The sequence below is a fragment of the Pseudomonas sp. CHM02 genome (assembly GCF_000612585.1).
GTDB lineage: Bacteria > Pseudomonadota > Gammaproteobacteria > Pseudomonadales > Pseudomonadaceae > Aquipseudomonas.
Map to the genome: position 1 here is coordinate 20,889 of NZ_JFCA01000044.1, position 15,143 is coordinate 36,031.

Here is a 15,143-nt window from a genome sequence, read left to right on the forward strand (position 1 = left end):
CACCGTGAATTTGAATCCCATGTTGCCTGCGGATCCGATTCTGAAAGTCTGCGATTTGCGCAAGTCCTACGGCCCGACTCACGCACTGAGCGGTGTCAGCTTTGATATCTTCCCCGGGGAAGTTCACGCCTTACTCGGTGAGAACGGTGCGGGCAAATCGACCCTCGTCAAAATTCTCACCGGCGTCGTAGCTCCCAACAGCGGCAGCATGAGTTTTGCCGGCGCGCAGTACGCGCCCAAGACCATCATGGAAGCGCGCAAGGGCAGGGTGACTACAGCCTTCCAAGAGCTCAGCTTGCTGTCCAATCTTACGGTCGCAGACAACTTGGCACTCCCGGTGTTGGCCAAGAGCTGGCGGGGTCTGAACTCCACATCCCTCAATCACGAAGCGGCGCGCCTGACACTGGCCACCTACGGTCTTAGCGATATCAAGCCCGGATCGCTCGTGAGTGAGCTCACTCTGGCGGATAAACAACGACTCGAGATTGTTCGAGCGCTAAGCCATCACCCGGCGCTGCTGATCCTGGACGAGCCCACAGCAGCACTGCCTTCAACCGATTGGTTGTTCGATCTGATTCGTAAAGAGACCGCCAAAGGCACTGCGGTTCTGTACATCTCCCACCGACTCAATGAAATCCGCGAGCTGTGCAGCCGCGCAACTGTGTTGCGCAGTGGCTGCAGCACCGGCACCGCCGACCTGGCGGACACCGATGACGCCAAGATCTTTGAAATGATGGTTGGTCAACGCATGGCAGCCGCGACGGCACGGTCGATGGCGACGGGCAACCGGATGACCCAGCAGCCTCGTCTGCGTGTTGAGGGTCTTACCGCCGGCAAGGTCAAGGATCTGAGCTTCAAGCTCTACCCTGGCGAGATAGTAGGTTTGGCAGGGTTGGACGGGCAAGGGCAGTGTGATCTTTTCCATGCGCTCTACGGGCTGATTCCCAAGAACGCCAAGGCGATCGAGGTCGAAGGCAAACCCGTCTCAATCGATTCACCGTCTGCGGCATTGAATGCAGGCATTCAGGTCGCACTGCTACCGGAAGAGCGCAAGACCCAAGGGATCTTCGGAGATTTGGCCGTTCGCTCGAACATGGCCGTGTCTGCGTTGAATCGCATTGGCCTGATGGGCTTCACCTCTCGCGGTACAGAGCGTCACTTGGCTAGTGGCATCGCCAGCCAAGTCGATCTCCAAGACCGTTATCTCGATTTTCAAATCAAGGAACTGTCTGGTGGCAATCAGCAGAAAGCACTCCTAGGCAGGGTACTGCTCACGGGAGCAAGAACACTTCTTCTCTTTGATCCCACTCGTGGTGTCGACGTGGGTACCAAGCAGGCCTTGTATCTGGCAATCGAGGACTTCGCACGGCAGGGCGGAAGCGTTCTGCTGTACTCGTCCGAACTGGCAGAGCTGGTGCGTTTAAGTCAGCGGTGCCTCGTGATCTACGAGGGCCGAATCGCCACCCAGCTTGAGGGTGAGGGGATCGAAGAGACAGCGCTAGTGGCAGCGGCGACGGGCAACCAGCGCCACCCAGAAGGAGCGATCGCATGAAAAGTGTGACTTCGACGCTGGCACCCATTGCCAAGAGCGGCGCAGGGATGGCGGCTATCTTGTATGTAGCGCTCTACATAGCCTATGCCATTGTTGAAAAAAGCGCGCTGAGCGCTTACGCCTTCAACGACCTGCTTAACAACGCAGCGCCACTGGCCATAGCAGCGGCCGGCGGTACCTTGATCGTTCTGATCAGAGGGTTCGACCTGTCTGTCGCCGGCGTGATCTCGCTCGTGAACGTAGTCTTGGCAACCTATCCCCTGGAGGGGCCCGGTGGCGCAGTTGCCAGCCTGGGTATCTCACTTGCGATTGGCTGCGCAGTCGGACTGCTGAACGGCATTCTCGTTGCCTACGGTGGTTTTCAAGCCGTGGCCGTGACGTTGGCAACCATGATCATGACGTTGGGGCTTTCACTGGTCGTACTCGATGCACCCGGTGGTTACGTTGCCGATTGGTTGAGCGAAAATCTGACGGACACCATCGCTGGTTTCCCTGCTTCGGGTGTGGTGCTGGCGATTGTGGTCGCTCTCTGGTTGATCATTCGCCGCACGGACTTTGGCATCTCGCTCTATGCGGTGGGCCAGGATGACCATGCTGCATCGCTCTCTGGCATCCAGGTTAAGCGTACCCGTTGCTTCGCGTTTGTAATCGCTGGCGGCTTATACGCTCTGGCCGGCTACATGCTTTCGGCCCAGACCGCCACGGGCAATCCCACCTCCGGTAATTCCCTTCTGCTACTGACCTTTGCCGCGATCGCACTGGGTGGAACCTCGTTCCGGGGCGGTGTGGGTGGCCTTACGGGCAGCATCATCGGCGCCGCCAGCTTGATGCTTCTACAAAAGCTTTTGTTCTCCATGGGGGCTCAGTCCTTCTATATCGGTTTGCTTCAAGGTCTGGTGATGATTCTGGCTGTCGGCCTGATGAACGCAGGCGATCGATTCCGCATGAGGAGTGCTTGAGATGAACAGTGGACGAATTGAATCGACTGAAGCTCTGCAGGTGCATGTCATGAATCAGGGGCTACCGGATACTAGAAAATCAGCGAGGGTATCCCGCGAGGCGCTCAACATCGGCGGCGTATTTCTGCTCTGCATCATCGCCCTGTTCGTAGCTCGCTGGGTCAACCCGAATGCCAGCGGTTCACAGCAGCTCGAGACGGTACTGATCCTTGGTGCGTTTCTCATCGTAGTCGCCTTCGGCCAAGGGCTGGTTGTGCTGATCGGGGGATTAGATCTCTCCATCCCGTCGGTGATTACCCTTGGCGGCATTCTGACAACTGCCTGGGTAGGGGCTGACGGCGAAGAGTGGAAACTGCTCGTCGTGCTGGGGATTTGTGCCGCTGTAGGCGCTTTGAATGGCCTGGGAGTCGCGGTGTTCAGGGTGCCCGCGTTCATCATGACGTTGGCTATGGCCATCATCGTCTACAGCCTCAGCTTAGGGGCTACAGGGGGCGCACCCAGTGGCACGTCACCTGATCACCTGACCTGGCTGATGACTGCCCGCACCTTCGGCGTCCCGGTCATCATCATTTTCACACTCTTCGGTGCGGCAATCGCCTACATCCTCCAAGCACGAACCCGCTTTGGGACACGGCTATACGCCTTGGGCTCAAACCCGGTCGCTGCGCGTTTCGCTGGTTTGCACAGCGTGCGGCTAACGGTCATGACGTATGCGCTGTGCGCGCTGCTGGCAGGTATTACCGGGATGCTCCTGGTGGGTTATTCCAACGGTGCGACGCTGCGCATGGGGGAGCCATTCTTGCTGCCCTCAGTCGCAGCGGTAGTGATTGGCGGCTCAGCAATTAGCGGAGGGAGAGGCAGTTTCCTAGGCACCCTGGCCGGTGCACTGCTGCTGACCGTACTCGACATGATCATTTCGAGTCTGGGTTTCTCCCAGGGATGGAGAACGATCATCTCCGGGGCAATCATCCTGTGCGCCATTCTGCTTCAGCACGAGGGGGCTATGGACTACTTGCGCTCAATGCAACGACGCAAGTCCAAAACCATGGCCTAGATCCAAACCGTTCATATCAAACCAACAACAATAAAAGGGGCATGACATGACAAAAACAACGACATCGCCGTCCTCCAGTTTCTCCAAGCGCATGCTTGCGACACTGGCGTGCGCAGCAGCTACCTTGGGCGCGGCTGGCATACCCGGCGCACAGGCGGCCGAGACCAAGGCTAAAGATCACTATCTCATTTATCTGAGTGTCAGCTACAGCGGCAACGCCTGGCAGTCAGAAGCCGCGAACGTGGTGAAAGCCCTAGCGAAAACACCGCCGTACGACAAGTTGATAGAGCTGCGAGAGGTAATCTCGGGCACCGATGTCCAGGCACAGATATCGGCCTATGAAAGCATGATCGCTGCAGGCGCCGACGGCGTCATCAGCTTTCCGATCTCGCCCACGGCTTTGAACCGAACGATCAAACGGGGTTGCGCGCAGGGCACGCTGTTCTACATGTACGACGCCACCGTCACCGAACCGTGCGCCTACAACGTGAGCTATATCACGGCAGGCTTCGGGGAAAACACCGCCCAGGCATTGGTGAATGAGCTCAACGGTAAGGGCAAGATTTTTCTGAGTCGCGGTATGTCCGGCAACTCGGTGGACAAACGTCACTATGACGGGGCCATGAGTGTCTTCAAGCGCTACCCGGACATCAAGATCGTCGCTGAGTACTACAGCTTCTGGGATGACCGCACCACACAGCAAGAAACCGCAAAAGCATTGGCCGCGCACCCGGACGTCGATGGCATCTGGGCTCAGGCCGGCGAGAACGGCGCGCTCAAAGCCCTGCTCGCCGCCAATCACAAACTGATCCCTATCACGGGCGAGAACTCGAACGGTTTCCGCTTGGGTCTTGCTAACCCTGAATACCAAGCGAACGGGCTACGAGGCGTCTCTTCTGGATCGCCGCCCGCATCCGCAGGTCTGGCGTTCAAGCTGATGATGGAGCAGTTGCTTGGTAAGCGCGAGATGAAGGAACACAACGTGGAGTACGCCTTGCCCTGGGTGCCTGCTGACAAGGTGAAAGTGTGCGAAGGCGGTGTGGTGACACCCGCGTGCAACACCCTTCCGGCAGGGACAGTTCCGGACTCCTTTGTAACCGAGATTTTTAACCCGGTATTGCTGCCAGAGCTCTCGTTGCAGTCAGCCACCGATGGCAAGGCCACGCCGGGCGCCACGATCCAGCCTCTTCCACAAGATGCTGCTCAAGTGGCGGGTAACGAGCCAGGAGTGAACTGTGCCAAATGCGAGCCGGCACCTGACCTCTACAAACTCACCAAGATTCAGGCGGTCAGCGCGCAGTAGGAAGGTTGACCGGGATTGATATCGACCTGTCTGCAGGTCTGTTGCATTGCTCTGATCGAGATCCCGGTTTCGTTGAAACGTAATGGCGCCAAACAAAAATAAAAGGAGCTCCACTGTGTATTCTGATCTCAAACCCTTCGTAGCCCCAAGCTTCCGCCTCGACGGCAAAACTGCCCTGATTACAGGTGCAGGCGGTGGTATCGGCGAGGGCATCGCGCTCACATACGCCAATGCCGGAGCTCATGTGATTCTCGTCGGTCGTGATCGCGACCCTCTGGATCCTGTCGCCACTTATATCCGCTCGCAAGGCGGTCAAGCCACCGTAGCGGTCTGCGATGTCACTGACAGCACTGCTATCCGCGCACTGATCGATGAGCTTCCGGTGCTCGATATCCTAGTTAACAACGCAGGTACCAACTTCCCCGAACCGATGGGCGAAGTTAGTGATGAGCATCTGGATGGCATGCTCAATCTCAATGTACGAGCTTGCTTCGTCACCGCCCAGGCTGCGGCCAAAAAGATGTTGAGCACGGAGAAGGAAGTCCCCGGCGTCGTCATCAATATCACTTCCCAGATGGGCCATATCGGCTCACCCAACCGTACGGTCTATTGCATGACCAAACACGCGGTAGAAGGGCTCACCAAAGCGATGGCAATCGAATTTGCAGACCGCGGACTGCGGGTCAATAGCATCGCTCCCACTTTTGTCGACACGCCCCTGGTACGCAGCATCGTCAATACCCCGGAGAAGATGCAGTTTCTCGTCTCCAAGATTCCACTGGGCCACATAGCCCAAATCGAAGACATCGTCGGCGCTGCTCTCTATTTGGCAAGTCCGGCAGCCCGCATGGTCACCGGCGCCAGTTTGAAAGTGGACGGTGGCTGGACGGCCCAGTAAGCACACATCAACGATTTCTAATCGCGAGGTACTGCAATGACCAGTTCAACAGGCGCATTGATTGTCGAGAAAACCGGCGGCCCTGAAGTGCTGCAGTGGAAGGAAATTGAGCTTCCAGAAGTGGGTGATTCGGAAGTACAGATTCGCCAGGAAGCGATCGGGGTCGATTTCATTGACACCCAGTTGCGCTCTGGGCTCCTCCTGCTTCCAAAGCTGCCAAGCGGGATTGGCTTCGCCGCTGCAGGTGTGATTGAAAAGGTCGGCAAGTCGGTCAAAGGTCTGGCCGAAGGGGACAAGGTTGTTTACCACTTCCTGACGCCTGGTGCCTACGCTGAGCGACGCAATGTTCCGGCCGAACGCGTATTCAAACTGCCCGACCAAAACCTGGACTTGGCAACCGCCGCCGGCGCGCTGTTTCGTGGACTTACGGCCTGGTATCTCGCCACGCGCTTGAAAGACATCAAGGCCGGTGACTGGGTGCTGGTACACGCAGCAGCGGGTGGGGTCGGTCTGATTTTGACTCAGTGGCTTTCTCATCTTGGGGCCAATGTTATCGGCACCTGCGTGGGTGACGACAAGGCCAAGATCCTAAGAGAATACGGCTGCGCGCATCCCATCAATATCGAAAAGCTCGACTTCTTCGAAGAAACTAAACGATTGACTGATGGCAAGGGCGTCAGCGTCGTCTACGAGTCCATCGGCAAAGACACCTTCGAAAAATCCCTCGATTGTGTTCAACGATTCGGTCTAGTGGCGTCTTTCGGCTGGGCATCCGGCGACGTGCCCCCCGTGGATCTGGCCTACCTACGCAACAAGGGTTCGTTGTTCATCACCCGACCCACCATCTCGCATTACGTGGCAGAGGCTGCTGACTTCCAGCGTGGCGCAGCAGAGCTGTTCGATCTGGTGAAGACAGGTGCTTTACGCATTCGCATTGACAACGCCTATCCGTTGAAAGAAGCGGCTACTGCGCACCAAGACCTGGCGTCCCGTAAGACCAGCGGGTCGGTGATTCTGACCGTGTGACCGCGACGTTTTCTCCACAAAACAAGAACAAGGGAGAACACCATGTTACTTAAAGGCAAGACCGCCATCGTTACCGGTAGCGCCTCGCTGAGAGGCATCGGCTGGGCAACTGCCAAGTGTTTCGTCGAAAACGGCGCGCGTGTCGCACTTCTAGACCTTGATCAAAGCGCGACCGACGCAGCGGCTGCTGAGCTTGGGAACGGCCACATATCCATACACGGCCCGGCCAGTAAGCTTCGCAGTGATCCAGCAGTACGCGCAGCCTACCTCGGCTCGGCCCATTAATTTCACAACAACAAAAGGTGCAATCATGCAAAAGAAAGGATTTATCTACGCCGAGCTGGTCGTTACCGATCCAGAATATTTTTACAATGAGTACATGACACGGGTTGGCCCCGTGCTGGAAAAATGGGGCGCAGTGTTCGCGATTGCTGGCGGTGAGCCTGAGGTGCTCGAGGGCGATCGCAGTGTCGAGCGCGTAGTGCTGGTTGAGTTCGAGAGCCCTGAGAAAGCCCGAGAGTTCTACCACTCTCAGGATTACCAGGACGTGATCGGCTATCGTACCCGCTCGGCAAAAACTGATCTGTATTTGCTCGAAGGTACCGCGTCGTAAATGTAGAAGGGTGCCCACTCTCGTAAATTAGGGAGAGCGGGCACCTGTCTTGCGGTAAGGCCGATTAGTACTCCTGCAATAACAGACTGTATCCCCACCGCTCCTTTTACTGCCTACCCCACAAAGTTATCTTGGCCCATTGGCTTCCAGTTTGGGGGGCATGGCGTGGGCGAGATATCTAATTTCCCAGCCCTTATTTAATGTCTGCCCGTTCAACCTCAAGCGATCGGGCGGCACATCAACATGAGGAAGAGACGATGGCAAAGGCTTCAGACGTAGTGGTGCAGTGCCTTGAGAATGAAGGCGTGAAGTACATCTTTGGTATTCCAGGTGAAGAAAACCTCGATCTCCTGGAATCCTTGAGGAAATCAGATATTCAGCTTGTGCTGACTCGTCACGAACAGTCGGCCGGCTTCATGGCCGCCACTTACGGCCGTCTCACCGGCAAGACTGGGGTCAGCCTGTCGACGCTTGGCCCCGGCGCTACCAACCTTGTCACGGCCGGGGCATATGCCTATCTGGGCGGCATGCCCATGCTCATGATCACGGGCCAAAAACCTATCAAGAAGTCCAAGCAAGGTCGTTTCCAGATCTTGGACGTAGTTGGCATGATGCAGCCAGTGACTAAGTACACCCACCAACTGGCGTCGGCCGACAACATCCCCTCGCGTGTGCGTGAAGCTTTCCGCCTGGCAGAGGAAGAGAAACCCGGGGCAGTTCACCTCGAGTTGCCTGAGGACATCGCAGATGAACACACTGACAGCACACCACTGCCACCCAGCCTGAGCCGTCGCCCCTTGGCCGAGCACAAATCGATCTGTGCGGCCGTAGAGAAGCTTCGCAACGCGCGCAGCCCCATCTTGGTGATCGGTGCCGGTGCAAATCGGAAGATGACCGCCAAAGTCCTCAAACAGCTCATCGACAAGACAGGCATTCCGTTTGTAACCACGCAAATGGGCAAAGGCGTGGTTGACGAACGTCACCCGCGGTTCCTGGGCAACGCGGCGCTTTCCGCCGGTGACTTCGTGCATCGTGCAGTCGAGGCAGCGGATTTGATCGTGAACATCGGGCATGACGTTATCGAGAAGCCACCGTTTTTCATGGTTCGTGGCGGGACAGAAGTCATTCACGTCAACTTCCGGTCTGCCGAAGTCGATCCGGTCTACTTCCCTCAAATCGAGGTGGTGGGCGATATCGCCAACGCGGTATGGCAGATCAGCGAAGCCCTTGAAGACACTTCGCACTGGGCGTTTTCCCGCCTGCTCGAGATTCGGGAGGCCAATGAAGCCCAGATCGTAGAGGGCTCGGATGACAGCCGTTTCCCCATCTACCCTCAACGCATGGTGGCCGATGTAAGACGCGCGCTGCCATCAGAAGGAATCGTGGCTCTGGATAATGGCGTCTACAAGCTTTGGTTTGCGCGCAACTACAAAGCCCACATGCCCAATACCGTGCTGCTCGACAATGCCTTGGCGACCATGGGTGCAGGCTTGCCCTCGGCGATGGCAGCTCACTTGGTCTACCCCGACAGGCCGGTCGTAGCGGTGTGCGGTGACGGCGGTTTTATGATGAACAGCCAGGAGCTCGAGACTGCAGTCCGCCTCAAGATGAACCTCACTGTGATCATCCTGCGCGACGATGCTTACGGGATGATTCGATGGAAACAGTCGAACATGGGCTTCACCGATTTCGGTCTGGACTATGGCAACCCGGATTTTGTCCTGTATGCCAAAGCGTATGGCGCCCAGGGTCACCGGGTGGAGAGTGCAGAAGGCTTCCTTCCGTTACTGCGGGAATGCATGGGGACGCCGGGCGTTCACGTGATCGACTGCCCAGTCGATTACTCAGAAAACGACACCATCCTCAATCACGACCTCAAGCGGCGCGCAGCGCTGGTCTGATACTGCCTCATTACAAACTCGACGCTGGGCTCACGTGCCTGGCGTTTGCTCGCGTCTCATATCGAAGGAGTTCGAAATGCAGCTTAAAGACACAAGCCTGCTCCGCCAACAAGCGTACATTGATGGCGTCTGGGCGGATGCCGACAGCGGTCAGACCCTCAAAGTCAACAATCCCGCCACCAACGAAATCCTCGGCACCGTGCCAAAGATGGGCGGGGCCGAAACCCGTCGTGCTATTGAGGCCGCGGACAGAGCCCTGCCGGTTTGGCGCGCGCTGACCGCCAAAGAGCGTTCGGCCAAGCTGCGCCGCTGGTATGAGTTGATGCTCGAGAACCAGGAAGACCTTGGCCGCTTGATGACGCTCGAACAAGGCAAGCCATTGGCCGAAGCCAAGGGCGAGATCGCCTACGCCGCCTCGTTCATCGAGTGGTTCGCCGAAGAAGCCAAGCGCATTTATGGGGACACCATTCCGGGCCACCAGCCAGACAAACGTCTGATCGTGATCAAGCAACCGATCGGCGTGACCGCGGCTATCACCCCGTGGAATTTCCCTGCCGCGATGATCACGCGCAAGGCCGGGCCAGCGCTGGCAGCCGGTTGCACCATGGTGCTCAAGCCCGCTTCGCAAACCCCTTACTCGGCGCTGGCGCTGGCTGAGCTAGCCGAGCGTGCCGGCATCCCGAAAGGCGTATTCAGCGTGATCACCGGCAGCGCCGGCGAGGTGGGCAGTGAGCTCACCAGCAACCCTATCGTGCGCAAGCTGTCGTTCACCGGTTCGACCGAAATCGGCCGCCAGTTGATGGCTGAATGCGCCCAAGACATCAAGAAGGTTTCGCTGGAGCTGGGCGGCAATGCGCCCTTCATCGTGTTTGAAGACGCCGATCTCGACAAAGCCGTCGAAGGCGCGATCATTTCCAAGTACCGAAACAACGGGCAAACCTGTGTATGCGCTAACCGTATCTACGTACAGGATGCCGTGTACGACGCCTTCGCCGAGAAGCTCAAAACCGCGGTGGAGCAACTCAAAATCGGAAACGGCATGGAAGAGGGCGTGACCACCGGCCCTCTGATCGACGAAAAAGCCGTGACCAAGGTCAGGGAACATATCGAAGACGCATTGGCCAAGGGCGCGACCGTGCTTTCTGGCGGAAAGGCTCACGCGTTGGGCGGCACCTTCTTCGAGCCCACCATACTCACCAACGTGCCCAAGGATGCGCTGGTGTCCAAAGACGAAACCTTCGGCCCCTTAGCGCCGCTGTTTCGCTTCAAAGATGAAGCCGAAGTCATCGCCATGGCCAACGACACCGAATTCGGACTGGCTTCCTACTTCTATGCGCGCGATCTCTCCCGGGTGTTCCGGGTGGCCGAGGCCCTGGAGTACGGCATGGTCGGTATCAACACCGGCCTGATTTCTAACGAGGTGGCGCCGTTTGGCGGGATGAAGGCGTCGGGTCTAGGCCGCGAAGGCTCGAAGTACGGGATTGAGGACTATCTGGAAATTAAGTACTTGTGCCTCAGTATTTGATAACAAAAAAGCCCAGCTACTAGCTGGGCTTTTTTCTTACAGGCCTCGATCATGGGATATAAAGGGCTTGAAGCGTTCTTTTACCACTACGGAAGACCTGACTAGGGATCACACAGAATCCATTGAGGATTCTATTTGAGGAAAGGTGGGTTCTCGACCGTAGGGTAGGTATTGGTATAGAGGAATTGATGGCGACGATTTTTGATTCTCCAGCCTTCGGGAGTCCGAACCCATTCGTCATACCAATAACCAGCGTCGTGCAGATTCGCCTTTCCGTCTTTGGTGATATGGCTGTGCAAGTGCAGGGCTACCGACTTTGCAGTATCACCTGTGATGGTCACGGTGCCGTGGCCCTCAATGTGCTGCCACGCCTTGAAAGGTACCTCTAGACCGCCACCCTTAAGGCCAGGGCCTCGCATCAGCTCGGCGTATTCCTGAAGGCTCATGACCTTCGGTACACCCAGATCGGTTACGTCAATTTGCGCGTCGGGTGTGAACAGCTGTCCCCACTGCTCAAGGATATTCTTGTTCTCTGCACCGGACTGGTGTCAATCCTGGCCCAATCCATACAGGGCAATTTTGTCTTGGATCTCAACGCGATCGAGCAGATAACGCACATCAGATTCTATAGACATCTCAGTTCCTCATCAGAGTGGAGTGAGCCCTCAAACTATCAGCTTCATGGAGTTGAACAACCGCTGGCGAGATACTAGATTAGTACTGTAATCAAAATAAACTTTTCGCAAGTGCTGCGGTCGGCTGCTTGAGCAGTTATAGCGTCAAAAGCAAGAGAAAGATTATATGAATCCACTCATGAGTGGTTGTTTTCTGAGAGGTTATTATTGCTTTGTTATTTGGATTAATTACTCAAAGTATAAACTTCGTGGTTTAAAAATAGGCCCGCTTTGTACGACCTACCCCTGATCTGGAGGCCGCCTATAATCTCAAGCGCAAAGCCTGATACATCTTGAAATGATTTGGTAGAGATACTATATTGCACGGCATTGCCGCTTGTGTTGAGGACGTCACTGTTATTATATTAATTACAGACTATTAATATTTAACTATCTACATAAATATTTATTTAATAAATATGATTCTCCCGAGTTTCAATCCTGCCACACTTAAACATCGGACGAGAATCGTATGATCTGCTTCAAGCATTTGGCTTCCCCCAAAAAAGCCGCTGCCGGCTTATTCGCCCTGGCGCTGTTAGCCGCCAGTGCCGCGATGGCGGCGCCACCACAACCCCAATTGGAACAGAGCCCAGGCTTTCATCGTCAGGCGCTTGGAAGCTTTGTCGTTACGGCTGTCTATGACGGGTTTGTTGGGCTGGATCCGAAGTCACTTTCGGGCATGGATCAAGGCAAAATTCGCGATCTGATGGCTAAAGAGTTTCAGGTCAAAAACACCACGCTTCAGGTCTCGGTGAATGCGTTTCTGGTTCATACCGATAAAAACCTGGTGCTGATCGACTCAGGCTCGGCGAACTGCTTCGGCCCAACGATGGGCCGCATGGTCGATAATATCCGGACGGCGGGTTACAACCCTGCAGATGTGGACACCGTATTGTTGACGCACATGCACCCTGACCACGCATGTGGCATCACGCTACCCAACGGTGAAGCGGCTTTCCCAAACGCCACCGTTTGGGCAGACAAGGATGACGCGGATTTTTGGCTCAACCCAGAATCTGGAAACAAGCTGCCGCAGGATCAGCGGGACTTCCTGAAAATGGCGCAGGACGCAGTAGCACCATACGCCGCCAAAGGAAAATTTAAGACGTTCAACGGGGCAGAAACTCTGATTCCAGGCATCGAGGTCATGTCTACCGCGGGTCACACCCCAGGTCATACTTCGTACCTGATTACTTCAGGCTCCGAGAAACTCGTGGTTTGGGGCGACATCATCCATTTCCACGCGGTACAGCTGCCGCATCCGGAAGTGACGATAGAGGTTGACGTTGACCCTAAGCAGGCTATCAAGTCACGTGAGAAAATCCTGGCTCAAGCGGCCGCCAATGGTTGGCTGATCGGCGCAGCCCATCTGCCGTTCCCTGGTATCGGGCACGTGAGCAAGGAGAAGCAGGGGTATTCTTGGACTCCTGTCGAGTATGCGCCTCTTCCAGGTCGAGTGAAGTAACGGCTTAAGCTTCATCCACATCAAGCGCGTGCCTGCGGGTGCGCGCTTTCTGCTGCGTGGAATAATTGCATCCATAGACCTCGTCGGGGGCACAGTGGATGCGGAGAATGTCCACCACACGCAACATCCGCTCATGAGGTTTAAGGAATCACATTTCGCAGCACGCCTAGAGCGGTACCGATTTCCATGGCTAGCGCATCAGCCTTAGCGGTGGGACGAACACCACGGCCTTAGCGCAGAAACAGCGGGTCGTCGAACAGGCAGCGTAGTTTCTTCAGAGAATTACTGACCGCCGGCTGGCCAACACCTAGTCGTTTAGCTGCTACGGATACACTCAGGCTCTCATGAATAATGAAGAGAACCAGCAGAAGGTTCAGATCTATCTGCGTGAGATATTTACAATCATCATTCATGGGCCGTTGAGACTCCGGGGCCAAAAGTGTTGAAGCCCATCCTTATTACCTTACTGCTGTTGAGTAGGGGTATCAGCCTGGCAAACGGGGATCTTCCATCCCCTTAGAAATGACTTGTGGCGACCAGGGGTAATGGATTACCCATTCGTCCTGTCCTCCCGGATAACCATTCAAAAAATAAAGAGCGCTTGGATGCGCTTCGCTGAAGCTCATAATGCCTATAGTCAGAGCGTCGCTGACTGTCTTGGCGTATCTGTGCAGTGATAACGTGTCCTGCTGCTCGCGCAACGATAAAGCTCTGTTAGTGACGCCAGCTCAGCGTCGAGTTGTCGATTCAGCAAGTAGTTCCCGGCGCCATCCTCTTGTACAACGTGCTGTACCGAGCGGAACATGGCTCAGCTCTGCTCGGACTGCGCACGTGCGGCCATGGCGGCTTCAAAAACGCCAAGAGGGGAGTTTTTGTAATGATCCGTAAAAGGATTGCTCAATAGCTTCCACAGCGTCAAATACGAGATGCTCAGTGGCGGCGATTCTATTGAGGCAGCTATCGCTGATATACGCTTGGATCCTGCTTTCACTGTTAATGCGGAGGAAATAATCACTGCGCATCACATCATTGGAGGGGGGCGCTAATTTAAGCTCTAGGTCGTCAATTGAAACGCGAACTGGATCGCCTCTCATGTTCTCACTTAAACACTCAAGCAGTCGTAACCCTGCGTATTGATCAGTGATGAAAGCCAGTCGGCAAATGCCTTCACCTTTGGAGCTAGATGGCGTCGGTCAGGGTATATGATCGAAATGGACTTGCGCGGTGAAACTACCTCCGGCAGAAGTTGCACAAGCTCACCTGAGTCGATATACGGCTGCATGGTAGGTCTCAGACCGTGCATGATGCCGAAGCCCGCCAGGCCGCAGGACACGAAGGCTTCAGTGTCATTGACCATGATCGCGCTGCGCATTCTCAGGCTTTGCGTTTTGCCATCGACGTCAAATTGCCACTCCATCAGCTTGCGATTCGAGCCGGAGAAATAATTGACTGCCTTGTGGTCGGCAAGATCTTCGATACTTTCAGGGCTACCGTACTGCTCCAGGTATTGAGGCGTAGCGCAAGTAACCATTGGGACTGCGCCAATTCTTCGAGCAATCAGTGTTGAGTCCGGTAGTTCCCCGAGCCGCACAACGCAGTCGATACCTTCCGCTACGATATCGACCGCCTGATCGCTGGTGCCAATGATCAGTTCGATACCCGGATACAGCCTGTTGAATTCGGGCAGGGAAGGGATGATCAGATATTTAGCCAAAGTGATAGGCAGATCGATTCTGAGCTTGCCATCGATGGACTTATCATCGCCCGAGAAAAAGGCCATTGTGTCCGAAACTTCATCTAGAATGCTCTTGCAGCGTCGATAGAACTCTTCGCCTTCTGGAGTAACGCCGACCTTGCGTGTCGTTCGGTGCAAGATTCGGGTACCGAGCTGGCGCTCAAGATTCTGGATCGCCTTGGTGATGCAGGGCTTATGGATCCCCAGCGCTTCGGCGGCGCGGGTGAAACTGCTATCGTCCACGACTTGGACGAATATTCGCATGCTCTCGATGACGTCCATTTTGCCCCTCACAAGGCGTTCATAAGCGGTGGCACGGACTCCTCTGATTCGATAAAAAGAGGCAAGCCGATGCCCAGAGATCAACCAAGAGCACATAGCTCCCGGTTCTGCGGAGGGACTTTAGGGGCCTTGATTAGGCGCATCAATAGCGTT

The 15,143-nt window shown here is 55.7% G+C and carries 14 protein-coding genes; 11 read left to right on the plus strand and 3 right to left on the minus strand.

Annotated features, from left to right (window positions below; translation table 11 throughout):
* Nucleotides 1–4: 4 nt before the first annotated feature.
* The 10 genes from BM70_RS0123585 to gabD all read left to right on the plus strand — a co-directional run bounded on the left by BM70_RS0123585 (nucleotide 5) and on the right by gabD (nucleotide 10,831).
* The gene (locus BM70_RS0123585; protein ID WP_218187299.1) at nucleotides 5–1,552 is read left to right on the plus strand and encodes a sugar ABC transporter ATP-binding protein; all 1,548 of its coding nucleotides are present in this window, start codon (nucleotides 5–7) and stop codon (nucleotides 1,550–1,552) included.
* On the plus strand, nucleotides 1,549–2,511 hold the full coding sequence (locus tag BM70_RS0123590; RefSeq protein ID WP_025858321.1) for an ABC transporter permease: 963 nt from the start codon (nucleotides 1,549–1,551) through the stop codon (nucleotides 2,509–2,511). Before BM70_RS0123585 ends, BM70_RS0123590 begins: the two co-directional genes overlap by 4 nt.
* Before the next feature lies 1 nt (nucleotide 2,512).
* Nucleotides 2,513–3,565, plus strand: coding sequence for an ABC transporter permease (locus BM70_RS0123595; protein WP_025858322.1), 1,053 nt, complete (start codon nucleotides 2,513–2,515; stop codon nucleotides 3,563–3,565).
* A gap of 46 nt (nucleotides 3,566–3,611) precedes the next feature.
* Nucleotides 3,612–4,868 carry a sugar ABC transporter substrate-binding protein gene (locus BM70_RS0123600; protein WP_025858323.1) on the plus strand — a complete coding sequence of 419 codons (1,257 nt, stop codon included), beginning with the start codon at nucleotides 3,612–3,614 and terminating at the stop codon, nucleotides 4,866–4,868.
* 115 nt (nucleotides 4,869–4,983) lie between these two features.
* Nucleotides 4,984–5,766, plus strand: a complete 783-nt coding sequence (locus BM70_RS0123605; RefSeq protein WP_025858324.1) for an SDR family NAD(P)-dependent oxidoreductase — start codon at nucleotides 4,984–4,986, stop codon at nucleotides 5,764–5,766.
* A 36-nt stretch (nucleotides 5,767–5,802) separates the two neighbouring features.
* Nucleotides 5,803–6,792, plus strand: coding sequence for a quinone oxidoreductase (locus BM70_RS0123610; RefSeq protein WP_025858325.1), 990 nt, complete (start codon nucleotides 5,803–5,805; stop codon nucleotides 6,790–6,792).
* A 42-nt stretch (nucleotides 6,793–6,834) separates the two neighbouring features.
* Complete coding sequence (locus BM70_RS0123615; RefSeq protein ID WP_025858326.1) at nucleotides 6,835–7,077, plus strand: SDR family NAD(P)-dependent oxidoreductase; 243 nt, start codon at nucleotides 6,835–6,837, stop codon at nucleotides 7,075–7,077.
* A gap of 25 nt (nucleotides 7,078–7,102) precedes the next feature.
* On the plus strand, nucleotides 7,103–7,405 hold the full coding sequence (locus BM70_RS31520) for a DUF1330 domain-containing protein (protein WP_025858327.1): 303 nt from the start codon (nucleotides 7,103–7,105) through the stop codon (nucleotides 7,403–7,405).
* 257 nt (nucleotides 7,406–7,662) lie between these two features.
* Entirely contained in the window at nucleotides 7,663–9,306 is a 1,644-nt protein-coding gene (locus BM70_RS0123625) for an acetolactate synthase large subunit (RefSeq protein ID WP_025858328.1), read from the plus strand.
* A 76-nt stretch (nucleotides 9,307–9,382) separates the two neighbouring features.
* The gene (gene gabD, locus BM70_RS0123630) at nucleotides 9,383–10,831 is read left to right on the plus strand and encodes an NADP-dependent succinate-semialdehyde dehydrogenase (protein ID WP_025858329.1); all 1,449 of its coding nucleotides are present in this window, start codon (nucleotides 9,383–9,385) and stop codon (nucleotides 10,829–10,831) included.
* Nucleotides 10,832–10,962: 131 nt separating this feature from the next.
* Here the strand turns inward: gabD and BM70_RS0123635 are convergent, their stop codons facing one another.
* Nucleotides 10,963–11,352, minus strand: a complete 390-nt coding sequence (locus BM70_RS0123635) for a nuclear transport factor 2 family protein (RefSeq protein ID WP_081782117.1) — start codon at nucleotides 11,350–11,352, stop codon at nucleotides 10,963–10,965.
* A 625-nt stretch (nucleotides 11,353–11,977) separates the two neighbouring features.
* Here BM70_RS0123635 and BM70_RS0123640 point away from each other — a divergent pair.
* Entirely contained in the window at nucleotides 11,978–12,973 is a 996-nt protein-coding gene (locus BM70_RS0123640; RefSeq protein WP_025858331.1) for an MBL fold metallo-hydrolase, read from the plus strand.
* A 230-nt stretch (nucleotides 12,974–13,203) separates the two neighbouring features.
* Here the strand turns inward: BM70_RS0123640 and BM70_RS0123645 are convergent, their stop codons facing one another.
* Together BM70_RS0123645 and BM70_RS0123655 are read right to left on the minus strand one after the other, a co-directional pair.
* On the minus strand, nucleotides 13,204–13,386 hold the full coding sequence (locus tag BM70_RS0123645; RefSeq protein WP_025858332.1) for a LysR family transcriptional regulator: 183 nt from the start codon (nucleotides 13,384–13,386) through the stop codon (nucleotides 13,204–13,206).
* A gap of 689 nt (nucleotides 13,387–14,075) precedes the next feature.
* Complete coding sequence (locus BM70_RS0123655) at nucleotides 14,076–14,990, minus strand: LysR family transcriptional regulator (protein ID WP_025858333.1); 915 nt, start codon at nucleotides 14,988–14,990, stop codon at nucleotides 14,076–14,078.
* Between the last annotated feature and the right edge of the window lie 153 nt (nucleotides 14,991–15,143).

Excerpts from the sequence above, each read along its gene's own strand:
- BM70_RS0123600 (WP_025858323.1), top strand. The coding sequence starts at position 3,612 with ATGACAAAAACAACGACATCGCCGTCCTCCAGTTTCTCCAAGCGCATG.
- gabD (WP_025858329.1), top strand. The coding sequence starts at position 9,383 with ATGCAGCTTAAAGACACAAGCCTGCTCCGCCAACAAGCGTACATTGAT.
- BM70_RS0123625 (WP_025858328.1), top strand. The coding sequence starts at position 7,663 with ATGGCAAAGGCTTCAGACGTAGTGGTGCAGTGCCTTGAGAATGAAGGC.
- BM70_RS0123595 (WP_025858322.1), top strand. The coding sequence starts at position 2,513 with ATGAACAGTGGACGAATTGAATCGACTGAAGCTCTGCAGGTGCATGTC.
- BM70_RS0123640 (WP_025858331.1), top strand. The coding sequence starts at position 11,978 with ATGATCTGCTTCAAGCATTTGGCTTCCCCCAAAAAAGCCGCTGCCGGC.
- BM70_RS0123645 (WP_025858332.1), bottom strand. The coding sequence starts at position 13,386 with ATGAATGATGATTGTAAATATCTCACGCAGATAGATCTGAACCTTCTG.
- BM70_RS31520 (WP_025858327.1), top strand. The coding sequence starts at position 7,103 with ATGCAAAAGAAAGGATTTATCTACGCCGAGCTGGTCGTTACCGATCCA.
- BM70_RS0123610 (WP_025858325.1), top strand. The coding sequence starts at position 5,803 with ATGACCAGTTCAACAGGCGCATTGATTGTCGAGAAAACCGGCGGCCCT.
- BM70_RS0123655 (WP_025858333.1), bottom strand. The coding sequence starts at position 14,990 with ATGGACGTCATCGAGAGCATGCGAATATTCGTCCAAGTCGTGGACGAT.
- BM70_RS0123615 (WP_025858326.1), top strand. The coding sequence starts at position 6,835 with ATGTTACTTAAAGGCAAGACCGCCATCGTTACCGGTAGCGCCTCGCTG.
- BM70_RS0123590 (WP_025858321.1), top strand. The coding sequence starts at position 1,549 with ATGAAAAGTGTGACTTCGACGCTGGCACCCATTGCCAAGAGCGGCGCA.